Source organism: Pseudomonas viridiflava, from assembly GCF_003702045.1.
Lineage (GTDB): Bacteria > Pseudomonadota > Gammaproteobacteria > Pseudomonadales > Pseudomonadaceae > Aquipseudomonas > Aquipseudomonas viridiflava_C.
On record NZ_RBTP01000012.1, the window covers coordinates 102,792 to 126,950 of the forward strand.

At 63.5% G+C, this 24,159-nt stretch carries 4 protein-coding genes; all 4 read left to right on the forward strand.

Annotated features, from left to right (window positions below; translation table 11 throughout):
• The first annotated feature begins 829 nt into the window (after positions 1 to 829).
• From ALP40_RS02625 to ALP40_RS02640, 4 genes are read left to right on the forward strand one after another with little or no spacing between them, the layout of a single operon-like run.
• Positions 830 to 10,669 carry a non-ribosomal peptide synthetase gene (locus tag ALP40_RS02625; RefSeq protein ID WP_122206734.1) on the forward strand — a complete coding sequence of 3,280 codons (9,840 nt, stop codon included), beginning with the start codon at positions 830 to 832 and terminating at the stop codon, positions 10,667 to 10,669.
• Entirely contained in the window at positions 10,666 to 14,781 is a 4,116-nt protein-coding gene (locus ALP40_RS02630) for a non-ribosomal peptide synthetase (protein ID WP_122206735.1), read from the forward strand. Before ALP40_RS02625 ends, ALP40_RS02630 begins: the two co-directional genes overlap by 4 nt.
• Positions 14,778 to 23,972 carry a non-ribosomal peptide synthetase gene (locus ALP40_RS02635; RefSeq protein ID WP_122206736.1) on the forward strand — a complete coding sequence of 3,065 codons (9,195 nt, stop codon included), beginning with the start codon at positions 14,778 to 14,780 and terminating at the stop codon, positions 23,970 to 23,972. Before ALP40_RS02630 ends, ALP40_RS02635 begins: the two co-directional genes overlap by 4 nt.
• Positions 23,965 to 24,153: an MbtH family NRPS accessory protein gene (locus tag ALP40_RS02640; RefSeq protein WP_122206737.1), complete on the forward strand. Its 189-nt coding sequence runs from the start codon at positions 23,965 to 23,967 to the stop codon at positions 24,151 to 24,153. The genes ALP40_RS02635 and ALP40_RS02640 overlap by 8 nt, the downstream gene beginning before the upstream one ends.
• Positions 24,154 to 24,159 lie beyond the last annotated feature (6 nt).

Below are 24,159 nucleotides of genomic sequence, written 5' to 3' on the forward strand. Positions count from 1 at the left end.
GTGTATGCGTGAGGTAGTGGCTATTTAATTGCACGCGCCGCGCCGGGTGTGTGGCGACCGGGCTGGTCTGTCGTTACGGAAGTTGCACAGAAGTGCGGGTGAATCATTATTAGAAATAGGCTTAACCCACCTAACAAAATCGTTTTTTGTCAGACAATAAGTGTGGCCCGCCATGCCCGCTTATGGTGCATGTAAAGACTTTAAGTCTTCCGGAAAGGCAGTGTTTGATCTTGAATGGCCACTAGTGCTGTTCGTCGGTAGTGACCGTGAAGCGTTAAATCCCGTTCACGTAGGCAATAAATAAGCAATTCAACAGGTTACGGTTAACGTCCGGCGCTCTTTCATCTGCGCAGTGCTGTATTGAGCGTAGAAACGTGTCCGGTTTGTAACTTTTTGTTTGCCTCGTCGCTTAAGTTCATGGTTATTATCGGCGGCGCTCAGGGCCAAGATCCCGGCGTCAAGGATTGTCACGGGTTTACCGACCCGACAATCGCAGCCGATCGGGACCACCCTGGCGCTGACACCCCTGCGCAGGCCGTTCCCCATCGTTGACCCTCAAACGGATAATGAGGTTTCAATTGATCACGCGGTATGCACTCGTCATTTCAAAGAACATAGCGACTGAAGTCGCCAATAATTGCGCCCCTTTCCTCGCCATGACCGTTCGCGCTCATACCCGCAGAAGCGACGTGAGCCCACGGGCGCGCGCTGCTCCCTCTCCCTGATACCCGACGCTGATCCCGACATTTCCTTGTCCGGTCTTGCAAGCGGTGAGGTCGATTTTCCGGCCTGCTGATAAAAATAACGTTGTCATGGACGGTAGCTTTCGATGCTCGACAAATCTTCCTTGCGTGGGCCGAGCCCTGCGCAGCCGACGGCTTTTTCCGAAAAAACCTCCGCCATTCAGACACCGGACGCACAAGGTCGCTACTGGCTCGACAGGCTGACGGATGCTCCGCCGTTGCTGGAATTGCCGACTGATCGCCCTCGGTCTGCCACCCGGAATGCCGACTGCGCATCGTTGGCTGTGCAATTGGACGAGCCGTTGAGTCGGGCGCTCGATGAGTTAAGTCGTCGCCATCGCTGTCACCTGTTCATGACGCTGCTTGCAGGCTGGACGGTGGTGTTGGCGCGGCTTTCAGGGCAGCGTGACCTGATGATCGGCACCCGCGCAACGGAGGGCGAAAACACCTTGGTGCTGCGCGTGTCGGTGGACGAGGACTGGGCTGCACACTCGCTGCTCGACCACGTGCGCGACGTGCTGCTGGAGGCGTACGAGCATCAGGGTATGAGCTTCGACGCCGTGCTGGAGTCGCTCGGTGTCGAGCAACACGAGGCGTGGCACCCGTTGGTTCAGGTGGCGTGTGCCTGGAGCCCTGCGCAACCCTTGCCCGCCGGCCTTGACCTGGCCTTGAGCCTGAGCGAACACCACGGTTGCATCAGCGGACAACTGCATTACGCCCCCGCGTTGTTTGACGAAACGACGGTACACCGCATCGCAGGCTATCTGCGCCGGATTCTGCTTCAGATGGTCGAGCATCCGGCGCAAACCGTCATGTCGATGGACATGATCGGCAATGCCGAACGGCAGTGTCTGGTGCATGACTGGAACAGCGCGCGGCAGCCGTTCGACGAGAACGGTTACATACACACGTTGTTCGAGGCCCAAATGCGACGAGCGCCTGACGCCATTGCCGCCCGGTTCGAACACGCGTCACTGAGCTACGCGCACCTCAATGCGCAGGCCAACCGTCTGGCCCATCACCTGCGCAGCATTGGCGTTGGTCCCGAGGTATGTGTCGGGCTGTGTTTCGAGCGTTCGCTGGGCATGCTGGTCGGTGTGCTGGCGGTGCTCAAGGCGGGCGGTGCCTATGTGCCACTGGACCCCGGTTATCCGCAGGCACGCCTGGCCCACCTGCTGAGCGACAGTGCGCCTAGGGTGGTGCTCACTCATGCGCCGGCACGTCATGCGCTGTTGGCGGCGCTTGAGGCTGCGGGCACGTCACCCACACTGCTGGACCTGGCCGATACCCACCTGTGGGAGGCGCAACCCGACCGCAATCCCGACCCGCTGGCGGTGGGCCTTACCTCGCGCCATCTGGCGTACGTGATCTACACCTCCGGTTCCACCGGCGCGCCCAAGGGTGTGATGGTCGAGCACCGCGGATTGCTCGCCGTGAGCGCAGCGTGGTCGCGGCTTTACGACTTGCGCGGCCCGCTCAATCACCTGCAGATGGCGGGTTTTTCGTTCGATGTCTTCAGCGCCGACCTGATCCGTGCCTTGGGTTTCGGTGGCACGCTGGTGCTGTGTCCGCGCGACACCCTCATGGACCCGCCCGCGCTTTATCGCCTGCTCAGCGAGGCGCGTATCGGTTTTGCCGATTTCGTACCGGCCGTGCTCAACCCCTTGCTGGCCTGGGTGCAGAGCAATGGCCATGACCTGTCGTTCATGCGCACCGTGGTCTGCGGTTCGGACATCTGGATCGCGCACAGCGCCTTTCAACTGCGCAGGCTGTGCGGTGATCAGGTGCAGATCGTTCAGGCATACGGGGTCACTGAGGCCAGCATCGACAGCACCTGTTTCGAGCTTGACGCCAACCCTTCGGCTGAGGTGAACCTGCCCATCGGAAGGGCGCTGGCCAACACCCGGATCTACGTGCTCGATGCGCTCGGCGCGCCGGTGCCGACAGGTGCCGTGGGTGAGCTGTACATTGGCGGCGCAGGCGTCGCACGGGGTTATCTGAACCTGCCGCAGTTGACCTGCGAACGCTTCATCGACAGCCCGTTCGTAACGGGTGAGCGTCTGTACCGCAGCGGCGATCTGGCCCGTTATCGGGCAGACGGCAACATCGAGTTCATCGGCCGTAACGATTTTCAGGCCAAGCTCAATGGCCTGCGTCTTGAGCTGGGTGAAATCGAAGCGCGTCTGGCGCAGGTGCGCGGTGTCGTTGAAAGCCTGGTGCTGCTGCGTGACGACAACCGAGGTGTGCGTCGCCTGGTCGCTTACTACCGCGAACACGAAGGCGCGGGGCTTGCTGCGCGCGAACTGCGCGAGCAACTGCAGGTTCATCTGCCCGATTACATGGTGCCCGCAGCGTTCGTGCGCATGGCTGCCTGGCCGCTGACCGCCAACGGCAAACTGGACCGCACCGCCTTGCCTGCCCCGGACGCCGATGCGTTCGATCAGCGTGATTTCCACGCGCCGCAGGGGCCTTTGGAAACGGCGCTCGCGGGCATCTGGCGGGACGTGCTGGCGGTCGATCGGGTCGGCCGCGACGACCATTTTTTTGCCCTTGGCGGTCATTCGCTGCTGGTGATGCGCGTGCTGGCCCAGCTACGCCAGCAACTGGCTCTGGACGTTTCACCGGCTGCCCTATTTGCCGCGCCGGTGCTGCGTCAGTTCGCAGAACGGCTGAGCACGCTTCAAAGCACGCCGCGCCCGGCGATAACGGCCGTGGAACGCTGCGATGCGCACACGCTGTCGTCCGCCCAGCAGCGCCTGTGGTTTCTGGCGCAGATGGAAGGCGGTAACGCGGCCTATCACATGCCACTGAACCTGCGGCTGCGCGGTCCTTTGCAGGTGGTGGCGCTGGCGCATAGCTTCAATCAACTGATGGCGCGTCACGAAGCCCTGCGCACGACGTTCGTGACCATTGAGGGCGAAGGACGGCAGCGTGTGGCAGCGCCCGCAACCGGCATGCCCTTGCCAATCATCGATCTGCGCAATGACCCCGATGCCGAAGCGCGCCTGCTTGAGTTGATGGACGAGGAGGGTGCAAAGCCGTTCGATCTGACCTTGGGGCCGTTGATGCGCGTCAGTCTGGTCAGGCTGGCCGATGACGACCACGTTCTGCTCCTGACCCAGCACCACATCATCTCGGACGGCTGGTCGATGGGCGTCCTCACCCGTGACCTGGCCGCGCTGTATGCGGCGGCCGTGCAGGACCGAACCGCGGATCTGCCGCCGCTGCCCGTGCAGTATGTGGACTACGCCGCCTGGCAAAGGCTATGGCTGTCCGGTGACGTTCTGCACGCACAGCGCACTTACTGGCGTGAAACCCTGTCCGGCGCCCCGGTGTTGCTGGCGTTGCCGACCGACCACAAGCGGCCTGCCGTCCAGGATTATCGGGGCGGGTTCGTGCCACTCACCTTCGACCGGGCGCTGACGGCTCAACTCAAATCACTGGGCGTGCAGCACGGCACCACCTTGTTCATGACCCTGCTGTCTGCCTGGTCACTGGTACTGATGCGGTTGTCCGGGCAGCGCGATGTGGTCATCGGCGTGCCCTCGGCGAACCGCAGTCAGCAGGAACTGGATGGCCTGATCGGCTTCTTCGTCAACACCCTGGCGCTGCGCATGACGCAGCCTGACGAGTCGTCGGGCAAGCAATCTGTCGCCAACTGGCTGAAGCAGGCACGCCGTGTCGCGCTGGGCGCGCAGGAACATCAGGAATTGCCGTTCGACCACGTTGTGGAACTGCTCAACCCGCCGCGCAGCCTGGCACACAGTCCGCTGTTTCAGGTGCTGTTCGCCTGGGAGCAGGATCAGGACTCGGACCTGATCCTGCCCGGTCTGGACGTCAGTGCGCTGCACAGTCGCCATCAGGTGGCGAAGTTTGATCTGCAACTGGCGCTCAGCGAACAGGACGGTCAGATTGTCGGCGGTCTTGAGTACGCCTCGGGGCTGTTTGAGCCCGAGACGGTGGCGCAATTCGGTGAGTACCTGCGCCGGGTGCTGACCCAAATGGCAGACGACAGCGAACGGACGTTGGCCACCCTCGACCTGCTCAATGCGCAGCAGCGGCGGCAGATGGTCGATGAGTGGAATTGCACCGAGCGTGACCTCTCGACACTGCCCGATTGTGTGCAGCGTTTCGAGGCAATGGCCGCGTGTACCCCTGACGCCTGTGCGCTGCGTGCCGAGGGTCAGTCGCTGACTTACGCCGAGCTGAATCGCGCCGCCAACCGGCTGGCCCATTACCTGATCGAGCGGGGCGCAGGCCCTGAGCAACGGGTCGGCCTGTGCCTGGAGCGTTCGCCGGACATGGTCGTCGGACTGCTGGCCATTCTCAAGGCCGGTGCGGCGTATGTCCCGTTCGATCCAGCGTATCCGCAGGAGCGTCTGGCATTCATGTTCGATGACGCCAGCCCGAGCCTGCTGCTGACCCAATCGTCGTTGCGCGACGCGTTGCCGTTGCCGGACAGTGCGCTGTCGATCTGTTGTCTGGACCTGGACGCGCCGCACTGGGCGCAGCATCCGGACAACAATCCGCAGGTCCGGGTCAGCCCGGAAAACCTGGCTTACGTGCTGTACACCTCCGGGTCCACTGGGCGTCCCAAGGGCGTGGCGCATAGCCGTCGTGCGCTGGACAACCTGATTGCCTGGCAGCTTCAGGACTCGCACTCGCCACGCGTCGTGCTGCAATTCGCCTCGCTGAACTTCGATGTGTCGTTTCAGGAAATGTGCAGCACGCTGTGCCAGGGCGGCAGTCTGTTATTGATGAGCGAAGCGAGCCGCAAGGACCTGACGTCGTTGCGCTCGACCCTGGTTGCAGAGGGCGTGCAACGGGCGTTTTTGCCATTCGCGGTGCTGCAACAATTGGCCGGCATGACCGAAGCCGATGCACCGATGCCGCCCGGTGGCTGTGAAATCATCACTGCAGGCGAGGCCTTACAGGTCAACGATGAGCTGCGCCGCTTTGTCCGTGGCTTGGGTGGCACCCGGCTGCACAACCAATATGGACCGACTGAAACCCACGTGGTCAGCCAGTTCAGCCTGGCGTGCAGCGACGCCGGGCAATGGCCTGACGCGCCGCCCATCGGGCGTCCTATCGCCAACACGCGGCTCTACGTGCTGGACCCCGACCTGAATCCACAGCCGGTCGGGGTAACGGGGGAGTTGTACATTGCCGGTGCCTGTCTGGCTCGCGGCTACCTGAACCGCCCGGACCTGACGGCCGAACGTTTCCTGCCCGATCCCTTCAGCCCGCAACCCGGCGCACGTATGTACCGCAGCGGTGATCTGGCGCGGTTCCAGGCTGACGGCAACGTGCACTATCTGGGACGGATCGACCAGCAGGTCAAGCTGCGCGGGTTCCGTATCGAACTGGGCGAGATCGACAGCCTGTTGCATCGGCAACCCGGTGTGCAGGAGGCCGCCGTCCTGTTGCGCGAAGACGTGCCGGGCGACAAGCGTCTGGTGGCGTATGTGGTCGGCAGCGCGACGCCTGAGCAGTTGCGCAGCGAGTTGCAGCGCCACGTGCCGGAACACATGATCCCTTCGGCCTGGGTGACCCTGGCGCAACTGCCACTGACCCGCAACGGCAAGCTGGATCGGCACGCGTTACCTGCGCCGGAGCGTCAGTCGGCGGCCGGTTACGAAGCACCGCGTAACGATCTTGAACGCCAGATGGCGCTGATCTGGGCCGAAGTGCTCACGTGCGAGCGGGTCGGGATTCGCGACAACTTCTTCGACCTGGGCGGGCATTCGCTGCTGGCCACGCGCATGGTCTATGCAATCAACCAGCGGCTGGGCGCACAGTTATCGCTGAGCAGCCTGTTCAAAACGCCGGTTCTGATGGACCTGGCAGAGCAGGTGCAGGCCCATCGTCAGGCTGATGATCGCCCGCACACACCGTCACCGCGCATCGAAGCGGATCGCGCGGCACGATACGCGCCCTTTCCGCTGACCGACATTCAGCAGGCCTACTGGTTTGGCCGCGAATCGACGGTGAGCCTCGGCGGCGTCAGCGCGCACGGCTACGAAGAGTTGCGCATTCCAGGCCTCGACGTGCCGCGCTTCGAGCAGGCACTGAACCGCATGATCCAGCGCCACGACATGCTGCGCGTGGTGTTTCTCAGTGATGGCACGCAGCAGGTGCTGGAGCAGGTGCCGACCTACCAGATGCCCCGTAGCGATTTGCGCGGCCTGCCTGCGGACGCTGCGCTCAAGGCCCTGCAAGCGACCCGCGAGCGGCAGTCGCATCAGGTGCTGGACGCCAGTCGCTGGCCGCTGTTCGAATTCAGTCTTTCGCTGCTCGATGACGGCATCAGCCATCTGCACATCAGCCTCGACGCCTTGATCGTCGATGCGGCAAGCACCCAGATTCTGGCGCGTGAGTTGATGGCGTTCTACGCCGATCCCCATCGGGTTCTGCCCGAGCCTGGCCTCACGTTTCGCGATTACGTGCTGGCCGAGCACGCGCTGCGCAACGAAAGCCGTTACGAGCAGGCGCTCACGTATTGGCGTGAACGGGTGACCACACTGGCACCTGCGCCGGACCTGCCGCTGGTGTGCCAGCCGGACAGCATTGCCCAGCCCCACTTCACCCGCCGTGACCGTGAGCTGACGGCCGGGCAATGGTCGCAACTCAAGGCCGTTGCCAAACAGTTCGCGGTTACGCCGTCGGTGATGCTCCTGACCGCGTTCAGCGAAGTGCTTGCGCTGTGGAGTCGTCAGCCACGGTTCACCCTGAGCCTGCCGCTGTTCAATCGCATGCCGTTGCACCCGGACGTCGATGCAATCATTGGCGATTTCACCTCGCTGGTGTTGCTGGAAGTCAGTATCGACGGCTCGGCAAGCTTCACCGACAAGGCCCGTGCAGTGCAGGCGCGGCTGTGGCACGACATCGATCATTCGGCGGTCAGCGGGGTGCGCGTATTGCGTGAGCTGTCCCAGGCCCGTGGCGTACAGCAGACCGCCATGCCCATCGTGTTCAACAGCACCTTGTCGGAGGCCGCCCCGGAACTGGCCGAATTCAACCTTGCCGATGCACTCGATGCGCAGCAGATGCACAGCATCACCCAGACGCCGCAGGTGTGGCTCGATCACACGTTGCTGGAGCTGGAAGGGCGCCTGCTGTTCAACTGGGACAGCATCGACGAACTGTTCCCGGACGGGATGATCGAGCAGATGTTCGTGACCTACAACACGCTTCTGGATGCGCTGCTGGAGCCCTCGGCCTGGGGCGCCAGCACGCCGCAACTGCTGCCGATTGCCCGTCTGCCCGCGCCGGCCGACACCCCGGTCGAATCACCGCTGATGCACGAACTGTTCGACCGTCAGGCACTCAAGACCCCTGATGCGCTGGCCGTGATCGGTGTGCAGCGGCAACTGAGTTACAAGCAGCTTCGCGCCGAAGCCCAAGCCCTGGGGGCGCACTTGCAACGTCTGGGCGTGAAGCCGAATAGGCTGGTCGCCGTGGTCATGGAGCGCGGCTGGGAACAGGTGGTGGCGACGCTGGCAATTCACTACGCTGGCGGCGCGTACCTGCCCATTGACCCGACACTGCCGGCCGAGCGTCTGCGGCACATTCTGGAGCGCGCCGAAGCGAGTCTGGCCTTGACCCAGCCAGCGTTGCTCACCCGCCTCGAATGGCCGCCGCAGATCAAGGCGCTGGCCGTGACCGCTGAGGCTTCGGCGGATCAAGCCGCGTTACAGCCTGTCACACGTGCGCCTACTGATCTGGCCTACGTGATCTACACCTCGGGTTCCACCGGCATGCCCAAGGGCGTGGTCATCGACCATTGCGGGGCGGTCAATACGCTGCTCGACATCAACCGCCGTTTTGCCGTCGGCCCGGCAGATCGGGTGCTGGCGATTTCTTCCTTGAGTTTCGATCTGTCGGTTTACGACTTCTTCGGCACGCTGGCGGCCGGTGCGGCGGTGGTGTTGCTCGACCCGCAACAGTCGCTTGATCCGGCGCACTGGATGGCGCTGATTCGCGAACATCGCGTCAGCCTGTGGAACTCGGTGCCTGCGCTGTTCGGCATGCTGTTGGAATACGTCGAAAGCGAAGGCGGGGCGTTGCCGGACAGCCTGCGCGTGGCCATGCTGTCCGGCGACTGGATTCCCCTGACGTTGCCCGAACGTGCCTGGGCGTTGCAGCCCGATCTGCACCTGAACAGCCTGGGCGGCGCGACCGAGGCGTCGATCTGGTCGATCCACTATCCGTTGCGGCAGGTCGATCCCGCGTGGCGCAGCATTCCCTATGGCAAGGCGCTGGATCATCAACGCTTTTACGTGCTCGACGAAGCGCTGCAACTCAGGCCGACCTGGGTGACCGGACAGTTGTACATCGGCGGAGTCGGCCTGGCCAAAGGGTACTGGCGTGATGAGCAGTTGAGCGCTGGGAGCTTCTTCGCCCATCCGTTGACCGGTGAGCGCCTGTACCGGACCGGTGACCTGGGGCGCTTGCTGCCCGACGGCAATATCGAGTTTCTGGGGCGCGAAGACACTCAGGTCAAGGTTCAGGGCTATCGCATCGAGCTGGGCGAAATCGAAGCGGTGCTCAATCGACACCCCGGCGTGCAGAGTGCAGTGGTGCGTATTCTCGGTCACACGCTTGGGGAAAAACGCCTCGCCGGTTATGTGCTCAAAGACGACCCGGCGTTGCAGGCCGCAGACTTCAACCAGTATCTGGCCGACAAGTTGCCCGCCTACATGGTGCCGTCCTCGTTCACCTTCGTGCAGGAATGGCCGCTGTCTTCCAACGGCAAGGTGGATAAAAAGCGCCTGCCCGAACCTGAGCACACGGCGCTTTCGGGTCCGGTTCTGCAGGTCGAAGGGGTGCAGGAAGAACGTCTGGTGGCCATCGTGCAGGAGGTGCTCAAGCGCGCAGCGATCAGTGCCGATGCCAACCTGTTGAGCCTGGGTGCAACGTCCATCGACATCGTCAGGATCAGTAACGCGTTGTCCAGCGAGCTGCATTTCCGTCCCAATGTCGCGCATTTGCTCGCGCAGCCGACGCTGCTGAATTTGCTGGCCCTGTACCGGCAGAATCGAGCGCACATTCAGGTCCAGAGCGGCCAGCTTCAGAGCAGTCAAGGGCAGAGCAGCACTGTCAGCGACGCCCGAGAGCGTTCCGCACAGCCAGGAAGCACCGTCGAGCAGGTGATCGAAGACCCGCATGCTCGCGCCCGCTTCAAGGCCGAACAACATGGCCGCCGCGCCTTTGCCCACGGCATGTCTGAAGTGGTGCTGCAACGGCCCGACAGTGCCGCGTATACCCAGCGGTTCAGCGATTACCGTTCAGTGCGCCAATACGCTGCGCAGCCGATTGATGCGGGAGCATTTGCCGAGTGGCTGGCCAGCCTCGCTCAAGGGCAACTGGACGCCGAGGTCAAATACCAGTTTCCGTCAGCAGGCGGTCTGTACCCGATTCAGACGTACCTGTACGTCAAACCGCAGAGGGTCGTGGGCGTGCCCGGTGGCGCGTACTACTACGACCCTGTGCAGCACCGTTTGCGGGCGATGGGCAGCGGTGAGCTGGACCCGGACACCTACGACTACTTCGTCAACCGGCCGGTGTATGAAAACGCCGCGTTCTCGTTGTTCTTTATCGCCGACATGGCCGCCATCGAGCCGTTGTACGGCGAGCGCAGCCGCGACTTCTGCCATATCGAAGCCGGTGGTATGGCGCAATTGCTGACCATGACCGCCGTTTCGCATGGGCTTGGGCTGTGCGGCATGGGATCGCTGGAAGAGCAGCAGTTGCCGGCGCTGTTCGATCTGGGCGCGCGCCATCGATTGATCTATTCGATGGTGGGCGGGCTGCGCGCGGCGGGCGAGCAGCGTCGTGTCCAGGTTGAGGCATTTTCCGCTTATGCCGCTGCCCGTTCTGCCCCGCAAAACCCGGACGACGATGACATGGAAGAGATTGAAATATGAACGCCTATCAATTGCTGGAGCTGTTCGACCGCCATGCCGTTGCGCTGGAAGTGGAGGGCGACAAGCTGCGCTGCAAGGCGCCGCGTGGATTTCTAACGGACGAAATGTTGCAGGCGCTCAAGCTGCACAAGCTGGAATTGATTGCCCTGCTGAGCGGTGCCGACCCCGCCGCGATCCCTCGACGCACCGAGGTCCAGGCCGATTACCCGCTGTCGTTCTCCCAGCGTCAGCTGTGGTTTCTCGATCAACTGGAACCAGGTAATGCGTTCTATAACGTGCCCACCGCCATCACCCTGAAAGGGCGGCTGGACGTGGCGGTGCTGGAGAAGGCGCTGAATGAGCTGATCGCCCGCCACAGTATCCTGCGCACGACCTTTTGCAGCGTCGATGGCGAGCCTCGTCAGGTGGTGCACGCCGCCATGCCGCTGACGTTGTCGATGACCGATCTGCGTGACGGGGCAGAGGCCGAGCGCGACGCGATGGTCAGGGCTGCCGTCGAGCGCGACGCCAAGGCGCCGTTTGATCTCGGTCGCGGCCCCTTGCTGCGCGCCTCGCTGCTACGTGTGGCCGAAGACGAATACCTGTGGCTGTACAGCGTGCATCACATCATTGCCGATGGCTGGTCGATGGGCGTGGTGCTGCAGGAAGTCGCGACGCTGTACGGCGACTTTTTGCGTGGACGCCCCTCAAGCCTTATGCCGCTGCCCGTGCAATACACCGACTACGCCTTTTGGCAGCAGCAGCGGTTTGGCGGCAGGGCACTGCAAGAACAAGTGGATTTCTGGCAGCGTACGTTGAGCGATGCGCCGCCACTGCTCACGCTGCCCACCGACCGGCCACGGCCTAACGTACAGCGCTACGTGGGGGCCACGTTCAGCTCATCGGTTGACCCGGTGACCTTGCGCGCACTGACATCGCTGGGCCGTGAAACCCGTGGCACGCTGTTCAATGTTCTGACGGCTGCGCTGTCGGTCGTACTGTGGCGCTACAGCGGGCAGCAGGACCTGTGCATCGGTACGCCGTTCGCTAACCGGGGGCGTCCCGAGGTCGAGCCGCTGATCGGGCATTTCGTCAACACGCTGGTGATCCGTCAACGCCTGGATCCGCAGCAGACCTTCGCCGAATTGCTGCGCGATGTGCGCACCACGCTTCTGGAAGTGCATGCTCACCAGGATGTGCCGTTCGACCGCGTCGTCGAAGCGGTCAACCCGCCGCGCGATACCGCCTATTCGCCCTTGTTTCAAGTGATGCTGGTGTTGCAGAACACCCCCGGCGCTGCGGTCCAACTGCCAGGCCTTGAGATGTCGCCGTATGTGACGGGCAGCGCAACGGCCAAATTCGATCTGGCCTTTGAGTGGGTCGAGCGCGATGGCAGGCTGAATCTGCTGGTGGAATACAACACCGACCTGTTCGACGTGGCCACCATTGAGCGCCTGAGCGCTCACTACCGGCACCTTTTGGAGCAGGTCGCGCAGGATGCCAAACAGCCGATTGCCGACCTGCAATTGCTGAGCGAGACCGAGCGCGAGCAGACGCTGCTGGCGTGGAACCATTCGGCTCCGCTGGCCCAGGCGGCCGACTGCGTACACCGACTGGTCGAGGCCCAGGCTGCGGCGCACCCTGATGCCTGCGCGGTGGTTTTCGAGGATCAGTCGCTCAGCTACCGCGAACTCAATGAGCAGGCCAACCAGCTGGCGCATCATCTACGTGATATGGGCGTCGGTCCGGATGTGCGCGTGGCGGTGTGCATCGAACGCTCGCTGGAATTGCCGGTGGCGTTGCTGGCCGTGCTCAAGGCGGGCGGTGCCTACGTGCCGCTGGACCCCGACTATCCGGTGGGTCGCCTCAGCCACATGCTCAGCGACAGCGCCCCGGCCGTACTGCTGACCCTGGGCAGCGCCCGTGCGATTTTGCGTCAGGCGCAGCAGGACGCCAACCGGGAAGTGCCAGTGTTCGACGTCCGGGACGATGCCGGGCTGTGGGCCGGGCGCGCCACGTACAACATTGATCCGCACAGTATCGGACTTACCGCTGATCACCTTGCGTACGTCATCTACACCTCGGGCACCACCGGGCTTCCCAAGGGCGTCATGGTGGGGCATCGGGGCCTGAGCAATCTGCTGCTCTGGTGCCTGCACGTCTGCGGCGAGTCCGGCGCCATGCTGCACAAGATTCCGTTCGGTTTCGACGCTTCGGCCTGGGAAACCTTCTGGCCGCTGGCCACGGGCGGGCGGCTGGTGATTGCGCGTCCCGGCGGGCATTTCGAACCGGGCTATCTGGCGCAGATGGTGCGCGAACAGCGCGTCACGGCGATGGTCTTCGTGCCTGCCATGCTGCAGTTGTTTCTGGAAGTGGATGAGGTGCTTTCGTGCCAGTCGCTGACGGATGTCTTTAGCGGTGGCGGTGAGCTGTCACCTGCTCTGGCCCGACGTTTTCAGGAACGCCTGCCCAATGCTCGCCTGCATAACGTCTATGGCCCGACCGAAACCACCGTCATCAACAGCATCTGGACCCTTGAGCCCGGTGCGCAAGTGCCGGCTCGTCAATTGCCGATCGGTCGGCCCATCGCCAACAACCGTCTGTACGTGCTGGATGAGCGCGATGCGCCGGTGCCGGTCGGTGTCACCGGCCACTTGCACATCGGCGGCGTAGGCGTTGCGCGGGGGTATCTGGGGCTGGACGCGTTGACGGCCGAGCGCTTTATCGACAGTCCGTTCGTGGCCGGTGACCGCCTGTATCGCAGTGGCGATCTGGCGCGTTATCGCCCGGACGGTCAGGTGGAGTTTCTGGGTCGCAACGATTTTCAGGTCAAGCTGCGCGGTGTGCGTCTGGAGCTTGGCGAGATCGAAGCGCGGCTGGACATGTTCCCCGCCATTCGCGCCTGCGTGGTGCTGATGGTCGGCGACACGGCGCAGAACCAGCGTCTGGTGGCCTGCTGTGTGGCTGATGAAGCGCTGGATGAAGCCGCGCTGCACGCCCACCTGGCGGTAACGCTGTCCAGTGCGGTGCTGCCCAGTGCGTACCTATGGCTGGAAAAACTGCCGTTGACCGCCAACGGCAAGGTCGACCGTGACGTGCTGGCGGCTCTGGCGGATCAAGACCTGGCCGCACGGCAGGTCAATCTCGGCAGCCCGCGGGACCACATTGAACTGGCGCTCTATCAGATCTGGAAGAGCCTGCTGCTGGCGCCGCAGATTGGCATTCGCGACAACTTCTTCAACGTCGGCGGCACCTCGATTGCGGCGATCAAGATGGCCTACCAGATCGGCCAGACCTTTGCCGTCGAAGTGCCCGTGCGAGTGATCATGGCCCACCCGACCATCGAAACCCTGGGCGGATGGCTGCGCACCGGCGCTGACCTTGCTGCAGCGCAAGGCAATCTGATCGAATTTCGTCGCGGTGAAGGGCAGCGCAATGTCGTGTGCATTCATCCGGCGGGCGGGACTGCGTTTTGCTACCTCTCGCTGGCCAAGGTTCTGCCTGAACAGGTCGGCGTCTATGGCGTGCAGTCGCCGGGATTGAACCCGGGGGAGAGCACCGAGCCCACCGTGGAAGCGATGGCCGAGGCCTACCTGCGCCTGATCGAGCCGCTGACCACCCGGCCGCTGATTCTCACGGGGCTGTCGTTTGGCGGTCTGGTGGCCTACGAAATGGCCCGACGTTTGACGGCAGCCGGTCATCGTCAGGTGACGGTGGTGCTGCTCGACACCCAGGGGTCGGACGATCCGGGTTTTCGACAGCAGATCGGCACCGTGGACATGGCTGAGTTTCGCGACAAGCTAGTGCGTTTCAACGGCATGTATCCGGGCATCGAAGATTCGCAAGTCGAGCGCTATTTCCTCCTCTACAACCACAACCGCCTGGCGATGGCGGCCTACGAGTGCGCCCCGCAGGCTGGCCGGATCGTGCTGATTCAGGCCCGTGAAGGCTTCAGCCGTCGGCAACTGCATGAACTGCGCGGGTTCTGGCGTCGCCGCGCAGGCGAGGGCTATCTGGCCAGGCTGGTACACGGCGGGCACTGGGACATGCTGGAAAGCGCCGAAGTGCATCGCGTCTCGCAGGTGCTCAGGCATGAGCTGCAACGTTTCGATGCGCAGGAGGCGACACGATGAGTTTGCACACAAGCGATGCGCACGCACAGGCAACCTTGCTGGGCCGCTTTGCCGAGCAGGTTCGCTGCCAGCCTCAGGCCTTGGCGGTTATCGATCAACAGACGCACCTGAGTTACGCGCAGTTGGCCAGCGCCAGTGAACGCATCGCTCGTGGGCTCAAGGCTCGTGGCGTGAACGCCGGCGAATCGCTGGCGCTGTGCATGCCGCGCAGTTGGCAATGGCTGGCAGCGATGCTGGGGGCATTGAAAGTCGGTGCCGTGGTGGTGCCGCTGGATGCCGCCAGCCCGCAGGCGCGGCGGGAACTGATGCTGGCCGACGCCGAGTGTGTTGGTCTGGTGACCGGCACTGATGTGCCTGAGTGGGCGCCGTCGGTCTGGCAGGTGGGCGTCGAGGCGCTGCTGGATCATCCGGATCAACCTGCCCAACCGCTGGCCGCACACTTCGCCGACGTGATGTTCCTGTTCTACACCTCAGGCACCACGGGCACGCCGAAAGCGGTAGAGGTCGGCGAACGCGGCCTGTTGCGGCTTGCCGAGCCTTGCGGCTACATCGACATTCGTCCCGCCGACCGATTCGCCTGCCTGTCCAATCCGGCGTTCGATGCCTGCAGTTTCGAGGTGTGGGCACCGCTGCTCAATGGCGGGTGCTGCGTGATCATCGCCGACGCGGACCTGCACGATGCACGACGGCTTGCCCAGGTGCTCGAAACGCAGCGGGTGGACAACCTGTTCATGACCGTTTCGCTGTTCAACACCTTGAGCACGGATTTTCCGGGCTGCTTTGCCCGACTGCGGCAGGTGCTGATTGGCGGCGAGCAGGTCAGCGCGGCGGTCGTCAGGGCTTGGTATCGGGCCAACCCCGACAGCCACTGCCGCATTTTCAACGTCTACGGCCCTACCGAATGCACGACCTTCGCCCTGGCGTATCCGATGGGTCGCGATTTTCAGGGGGATTCGGTGCCCATCGGCCGACCTCTGCCAGACACCGGTGTGTGCGTGCTGGATGCACAACAGCAACCGGTCACGCCGGGCGAGGCAGGCGAGTTGTACCTGAGCGGCAGCGGGGTCGCGCGTGGCTACCGCAACCGTCCCGAAGACACGACACGCAGCTTTGTGCGGCTGCCGGGTCTTGAGGGCGCAGAACGGTATTACCGAACCGGCGATCAGGTACGGCTCAACGACAACGGGTTGATCGAGTACCTGGGGCGCATGGACCGCCAGGTGAAGGTGCGCGGGTTTCGTATCGAACCGGGCGAAATCGAGCAGCGCCTGCTTGACTACCCAGGCGTCGCCCAGGCCTATGTCTGCACACGACGATACGCGGCTGAAGATCACCAGTTGCTGGCGTTCATCGTGCCGCGAGAGCCGCTGGACTATCGGCCGTTCGACGCGCACCTGCGAGCGAACCTGGCACCGTGGATGCGTCCGCATCAGCTGTTTGTGGTCGAGCGCTTGGCACTGACCGCCAACGGCAAGATTGATCAGAAGGCCTTGTTGGCCCAACCGTTGACACCTTGGCGTGCGGAGGCTGGCGAGGCCTTTGAAGAGGCGCAGTCACCGACGTTGGACTGGTTGCTGAGCCAGGCCCGCCTGTTATTGTCGCAACCGGCGTTGTGCGCTCAGGACGACTGGTTGGGCAGTGGCGGCGACTCGCTGAAGGCCATGCGCCTGCGTTCGATCATCCGCACGCACTGGCAGCGAGAGATCCCCATTGCGGTGCTGCTGAGTGAGCCGTTCGCAACACTCGCCGAGCGCTTGAACGTTGAGCCGCACGCCGCTTCCGGTTATCCCGTGGTTCCCGCCATCAGCGCGGCGTTGCGCGTGCCGGCCACCGCCGAACAACACCGTCTGTGGCTGATCCAGCAACGCACACCGGACGCGACCGCGTATAACGTGCCGATCATTTTGCATCTGGCGAAAGGCATTCAGGTTCAAGCGTTGACTGACGCCGTGGATCGCCTCGTGGCCCGGCATCCGGCGTTGCGCATGGTGTTCGAGTCCGGTGCCGACGGGCTGTATCAGGTGGTTGCAGAGCAGGGCACGCGATGCCGTGTGTTTACATCCGGGCATTTCACGCAGGACACCTGGCGCAGCTTTGCGACGCTGGTGTTTGAAGCACCCTTCGATCTGTCGAGCCCGACGCTGTTGCGGGCCTGGTTGCTGCCGTTTGCCGATGGCAGCGGTCGGCTGTTGATCAACCTGCACCACATCATCACCGATGGCTGGTCGATGAACCTGCTGTTCGACGACCTGGCGCAACTCTATGAAGATGCCGTGCAGGACCGGATCAGCGCCGAGCCGCTGCCGAGCCTGACCACGCTTGAGTTCGCTCAATGGCAGCGCCAGTGGCGCGTGGCCCCGCAGTACCGTGATCAGCGTCGGGCGTTGGCCGAGCTGCACCGTGGGCAGCAAACACCTTCATCGGCGCTCTTGCCGGTGCGTGAGCCCAGCCCGCACGCCAGCCTTTATCGGCAGCCGCTCGGCGAATTGCGCAGCGCAGCGCTGGACCGCTTTTGCAGCCAACAGCGGATGACCCGCTTCGAAGTGCTGTTCTGTGTCTATGCCTGGAGTGTGTACGCCCTGACCGGTTGCGAGCGGCCCAGGATTGCCAGCCCGGTCTCGAACCGGCCACTGGCAGAGTTCGAAAACGCGGTGGGCATGTTCGCCAATACCGTGCTGATTCCCGCCGCGTTCGACAACGACCTGCCCCTCGGCCAGCAACTGCGCCGTCAGACCGCCCTGGTGCGCGAGGTGCTGGCATTACAGGATGTGGCGCTGGCCGATCTGGTTGAAGACCTGCGTCTGTCCTCCGGTTCGGCCCTGTTCGATTTCATGTTCGTGCTGGAAAACACCGACTACGCCCGCCTGGCCGATGGGCCTCTGCGTGCCACGCTCGACTTCAACGACGCGCTACAGGCCAAGTGCCCGCTGACCTTGCTGATTGTGGGCGAGGGGTCGCAACTAGAATGCTGGTGGGAATACCAGTGCAGCCATTTCGATGCCGCGCAGATCCAGGCGATCAATACGGTGTTCCGACGCGGTCTGGATGTGCTGCTGGAGAGCTCGACCGCGACGCTTGATACGTTGCTCACACCCTATCGCTTCAACCTGCCTCCGGCCAGTCTGGGCGATGGTGGCGAGCCGCCGTTCACCACTCTGGCTGACTGGTTCGAGCATCAGGCGCAGAGTACGCCGCAGGCCATCGCGCTGGTCGCGGATCAGCGACGTGTGAGCTATGCCGAGCTGGATGCACTGGCCGATACACTCGCCGCGATTCTGAGCGAGCAGTCTCTGGGCAAAGAACCGGGCGCTGAACCCCAGCACGTCGTGTTGTACCTGGATGCCTCGGTCGAACATGTCGTCGCCTTGCTGGCGCTGGCCAGGCTTAACCTGACGGCGGTGCCGCTCGATCCCGGCTATCCGTTGGCGGTGCAGCGTCAAGTGCTGCAACAGGCGCAGCCGGTGTGCGTGTTGTTCAGCGTCGCCACCGAAACGGCGCTGGCTGAACTGGCTAGCGAGCGGTTCGTTCTGCACAGGATTGATCTTGAGGCGGCAGCGCGCCGCTTTCAGCGCTCGCGCCACAACGGTGAACGGCCGCTCTACACCCTGTTCACCTCGGGCTCGACCGGCACGCCGAAGGGCGTTCAGGTGCCGGACCTGACGCTGTGTAACCTGTTGCAGTGGCAACGCAGCCACGGGCAGTTGCCCGCCCGATCCGTAACCCTGCAGTTTTCCATGCTGTCGTTCGACGTGTCGTTTCAAGAGGTTTTCAGCACGCTGTGCGGGGGCGGGACCTACCACCTGATCAAGCCACGCTGGCGTCAGGATGCACAGGCGTTGCTGGGCTATTTACTCGAAGCGCGCATCGAACGGCTGTTTTTGCCGTGTGTGGCCTTACAGCATCTGGCTCAAACCGCTGTCAGCCAGCAGGTGTTTCCACAGCCCCTGCGCGAGGTGATTACGGCGGGCGAGCAGTTGCTGTGTACCGATGCCCTGCGCGCCTGGTTTGCCGGCATGCCGCAAGCGCGCCTGTTCAACCATTACGGTCCGACGGAAACCCACGTGGTCAGCGCCTGGCGCTTGCCTGAATCGGTCAAGGACTGGCCGTTGCGCGCCCCCATCGGGCGGGGGGTGAGCAATGCGCTGTTGCTGTTGGTGGATGAGTTCGATCGCCCGGTGCCCACAGGCAGTCGCGGTTACCTGCTGGTGGCCGGGCCGATGATTTCTCGCTGCTACCTCGCAGATCCGGCGCTTAACGCCACGCGCTTTGTCGAGCTGCCACGGCCTGGTGGCGGTACTACGGCCTTGTTCTATCGCACGGGCGACCTGGCCAGCGCCGACGCCGAGGGTCGCCTGCATTACTTGGGGCGTGACGATCAACAGGTCAAGGTCAGCGGCCAGCGGCTGGAACTGGGTCAGATCGAAGCGGCCTTGATGCAGCACCCCTCGGTGATCAACGCAGTGGTGACCCTTCAGGCCGATCCGCAACGCATCGAGGCCTGCCTGCACCTCGACGGGAATGCGCCCGATCCTAAAGCGCTGGATCGTCTAGTGGCGCTGCACCTGCCTGCCCACGTACGTATCGACGAGTACCGCCAGCTCGATGTCTGGCCACGCACGCCCAGCGGCAAGATCGATCGCAAGGCGTTGAGCGGGATGGGCACCGTGCTGGAGCGCATGTTTACCGCGGCACCTGCGGCAACACTGAGCCCGCTTGAGCGGCAATTGAGCGAGCTGTTCGTGGCGGTGATCGGGCGTCCGATTGAGCCCGAGCAGACCTTTTTCGAAGCTGGCGCTACCAGCCTTGGCCTGATGCGGCTGCATGCACGCTATGCGCAGGAGCTGCCGCACGCTGTTTCGATGTCTGACCTGTTCGAGCACGTGACCGTGCGGCGCCTGGCGCAACACCTGGACAGCGCGTCGTCGGCGCCAGACACGCGCAGGCATGACGTTGGCGCCGTTGAGGCTGGCGAGCAATCGATGGCCATCATCGGCATGACCGTCAACGTGGCGGGGGCGCAGAACCTGGCCGAGTTCTGGGCGATGGTTCAGGGCAACGAACTGGGCATCGAGCAGTTTGCCGCCGCCGAAGGGCAGGTGGGTGCTCGCAGTCAGCTCGCGGGCCTGCTGGATTTCGATCCAGAGTATTTCGGCATCAGCCGACAGGAAGCACGCCTGATGGACCCGCAGCAGCGGCACTTGCTGATGGCCTGTGTGCAAGCGTTGCAGCACGCCGCAATCGTCCCCAAAGCCGACGGCCCGCGTATTGGCCTGATCGCCAGTTGCGGTGAAACCACCTACTTCCAGCAGATGCTGCGCGAAAGCGCTGACGGCGATCTACCAGATGGCTTTCAGATGGCGCTGCACCACGACAAAGATTTTCTGGCCACCAAGGTCGCTTATCACCTGGACCTCACCGGCCCGGCCATGAGCGTTCAGGCAGCGTGCGGCAGTTCGCTGATCGCGGTTCATCTGGCCGGTGCCATGCTGCGTCAGGGCGACAGCGACGTGATGCTGGCGGCCGGCGTGCTGATCGATCCGACCCTCACTGAGGGTTATCGCCACCGTTCGCAGCATATTTTTTCCCGTGATGGATTGTGTCGGCCGTTCAGCGAGGACGCCAGTGGCACCATCGGAGCCAGTGGTTACGGCGTTGTGGTGCTTAAACCGCTGGCCCGCGCGCAAGCCGATGGCGACCGGATTTACGCGGTGGTCGAGGCCACCGCATTGAACAACGACGGCCACAGCAAGATGAGCTACACCGCGCCTTCTGTGGCGGGGCAGACGGCAGTCATTCGCGATGCCTTGCGCAAAGCGGGTGTGGGCGGTGCCGACATGGGTTACATCGAAGCCCACGGCACCGGCACGTTGCTGGGCGATCCGGTGGAAGTCGCGGCCTTGAGCAAGGCCTTCGGTCCCGCACCTGCAGGCAGTTGCGCGCTGGCCTCGGTGAAAAGCCAGATCGGTCACCTGGGTGCTGCGGCAGGCGTGGTCGGGCTGATCCGGGCGACGCTGGCGGTGTTTCATGGCGTGATTCCGCCCAACCTGGGGTTCTCGCAGGTCAATCCGCAGATCGACCTTGAGCACTCGCCTTTCTACATCCCCACCACGTCCCGGCCTTGGCCTGAAGGACGTCGGCGACTGGCCGGGGTCAGCAGCTTCGGCATCGGCGGCACCAATGCCCATGTGATTGTCGGCGCTGCGCAACAGACTGAGCGCGTCGCACAAGACGATTCGCGCTGCCTGCTGCTGTCGGCGCACAGCCGCTCGGCGCTGGAACGGAATATGGCCGTCATTGAAACCTGGCTTAACACCTTTCCCGAGCATCGGGCTGCCTTGCTGCGTCATCTGCAAACCGGTCGTCGTGCGTTGCGCTGGCGCTTTGCGATGATCTGCCCGGCTACAGAGGCTGTGTCGTTGCAGCCTGCGCTGATCAAGGAAACCTCACCGTCCGACCGGCGCGTAGCAGCCGATGAGCAGTCGCCCCATGCGTTGCTGGACGCCTGGTATGACGGTGCAACGATTGACTGGTCGGTACGTTCAGCGCCACCGCCCTGGGATCTGCCTGCGTCGGCTTTCGATCTGCAGACCTACCGTTTTCAGGCAGCGTCCGTGCCCCAAGTCTCTGCTGAACAACAGCCTGCTGCTGAACGACAGCCCATCGCCGAGTGGTTCTACCAGCGGCAGTGGCAACGTGTGCGGCGCTTGAGTTCGCACTCGGTTGCTCAGCGGCGTGAGCTGTTGGTGGTGTGTAGCCACGATGCCTTGGACGAAACACTGCGCGAATGCCTGCAAAACGTGTATCAGCGTGTGATCGAAGTCAGCGCGGGCAATGGCTTTCAACGACTGACAGCCGACCGTTTTGTGCTGGACCCGCTGGATACTCAGGCCTTGGCCCGCCTGCTCGACACCCTGACCGGTCCGAACGCCGATGAGCCTTCACCGCTTGAGCTGGACTGGCTGCATGCCTTGCCGTTATCGGTCACCGGCAAGGTCAATGAGCAAAGCCTGGCGGCCGCGCAATGGGCGTGTCTGGATACCGTCAGTGCGCTGCTGCAAAGCTGGGGGCAGACGCCTCGCAGTCCCGCGCTGCGGCTGTGGCTGCTGTCGTGGCAGGCGTGTCCGGTGGACGGCGAGGTGAAGCGGCCTGAGCTGGCGGCACTGGCGGGGATCACCGAAGTGGTGCCTCAGGAATACCCCGTGCGTTGCCATTGGCTGGACCTGGACAACGCGCAACTGGCCGCTCGACCCGAGGCGCTGGCGGCGTTGTTGGCGAACCCCGCGACCGCCCCCAGACGCATGGCCCTGCGCGATCAGTATCTGTGGCAGCCAAGATTGCAGAGCAGCCCGGTCATGGCACCAAGCGTTATCCCCGATCTGTTGCCATTGGACGGGGTGTTTCTGGTCATCGGTGGCAGCGGTGGCATCGGCCGTTCCTTGTGCGAGCACCTGTTGCGATCCAGTCAGCGACGCATCGTGTTGCTGTCACGTCGCGGTGAGTGTCCTGATGAGTTGAGGGCGTATCGCTCGCGTATCGATGCGGTTCAGGCCGATATCGCTGATCGTGACCGCTGGCCAGCGGTGCTGGAGCAACTGAGTCGGCGTTACGGCCGGTTTGACGGCGTGATCCACGCCGCAGGTGTCGGCGCAGGCAGCCTGATCCGTCATCGCGACGCGAAGCAGCTGGCTGAAGCCATGAGGGCCAAGACCCTTGGCATGCTCGCGGTCGAAGAGCTGATCCAGCAGATGACGCCTGCATTCGTGCTGTATTGCTCGTCGATGGCTGCCCTGTTTGGCGGCGCGGGCCATCTGGACTATGCGGCTGCCAGCGGCACGCTGGACGGCTTCACCCATTACCGTCCCAATGCCACCCATGACTGTGTGCGACTGGGCATCAACTGGGACATCTGGCGCGACATCGGCATGGCGACGGACGCGGGGGCAGGCGATGCCACGCATCAGCAGCACCTGGCCGTCGGCATGTCGGCGCAGGAGGGGTGCCACGTTTTCGATGTGGCGCTCAGCACTCAATTGCCCCAACTGTTGATCTCGACGACTCCCATCGGGAAGGCGCGGCGTTTTTATCCGGTTCGTCATGGCGCAGCACAGACAGTGGCGCAACCTGCGGCGGATGCCGAGGGGATCGCGCAAGCGCAAGACGCGGATCTGAGGACCCGTCTGCATGGCTGTTTGTGCAAATGGCTGGGCGTGACGGAGCTGGAAGAGGACGACTCGCTCTACGACCTGGGCGCCGACTCATTGACCCTGCTGGACCTGATCGATGAATTGCAGGCCGCCACGGGTGTGGTGGTCGAGCTGTCCAGGTTCAGTCACAAGGTCAGCCTACGCGAGGTCCTTGCGGTGGTGCAGGCCGACAGTCCGGACGTCATCGAAACCAGCCAGAACCCGTGGGACGACGCGGTCCGCGTCGATGAGTGGCACCCGGGCGCAGGCTGCGACTGGCTGTACCTGATCCATCCGGTGGGCGGCGATGTTCAGGCCTACCGTGAACTGGTTTCGGCGCTGCATCCTGACCTCGGTGTGCGTGTCATTGCCGACCCTGCGTTGCGGGTGCCCGAGCTGCCGGCCATCAGCCTGACTGAGCGCGCACAGCGCTATGTGCAGTCGCTGCAAGCCCTTCAGGCAGAGGGCACTGACTGGCGACTCGCTGGCTGGTCGTTTGGCGCCTGGGTTGCGCAGGCCATGTGCAGCGTGGCCCAGGTCTCGGGTTTGAGGCAGCCGACCCTGTACCTGATCGATCCGCCGGCGCCCGACGCTGGAGCCGAGCTGGCGCAGATCGACGAACAGCCTATTCGTCAGGTCTTCCAGCGCGAGTTTTCAGCCCGTCGGCCAGGCGAGATGGCAAGCGAAGACACGCCGCGCTACCTGCAACGCCTGATCGCTTGCTGCCAGAACAACATGGCAAGCATGGCCGACCATCGACCCGCGCAACTGCCCGCGACCGCGACACGGCTGTTCATCGCCATGCAGCCCAATCCCTATGGCGTGGGGCGCAACTGGCAGTTGCCAGCGCTCAAGACCGCTTGGCAGGCCGTGTTGCCGCAGTTGCTGAGCTGGCAGCCGCTGGACACCGATCATTACGGCATCGTTGCCAGTCCGTGGGTGCAAACCATCGCCGAGATGATCAACACCGACGTCATCGAGCAGATTCCTGGAGAGCGACATGAGTGATTCAGAGGCGCAGTACGAGGTGGTTATCAACGACGAAGGTCAGCATTCCCTCTGGCCCGCAGGTAAACCGATGGCCGCAGGGTGGAGCAGGGCGGGCATGTGCGGCGAACGGCAAGCCTGCCTGGATTACATCGCTGAGCACTGGACGGACATGCGACCGCGTTCATTGCGTGAAGGGTGATCGTTC

Excerpts from the sequence above, each read along its gene's own strand:
- ALP40_RS02625 (WP_122206734.1), top strand. The coding sequence starts at position 830 with ATGCTCGACAAATCTTCCTTGCGTGGGCCGAGCCCTGCGCAGCCGACG.
- ALP40_RS02630 (WP_122206735.1), top strand. The coding sequence starts at position 10,666 with ATGAACGCCTATCAATTGCTGGAGCTGTTCGACCGCCATGCCGTTGCG.
- ALP40_RS02635 (WP_122206736.1), top strand. The coding sequence starts at position 14,778 with ATGAGTTTGCACACAAGCGATGCGCACGCACAGGCAACCTTGCTGGGC.
- ALP40_RS02640 (WP_122206737.1), top strand. The coding sequence starts at position 23,965 with ATGAGTGATTCAGAGGCGCAGTACGAGGTGGTTATCAACGACGAAGGT.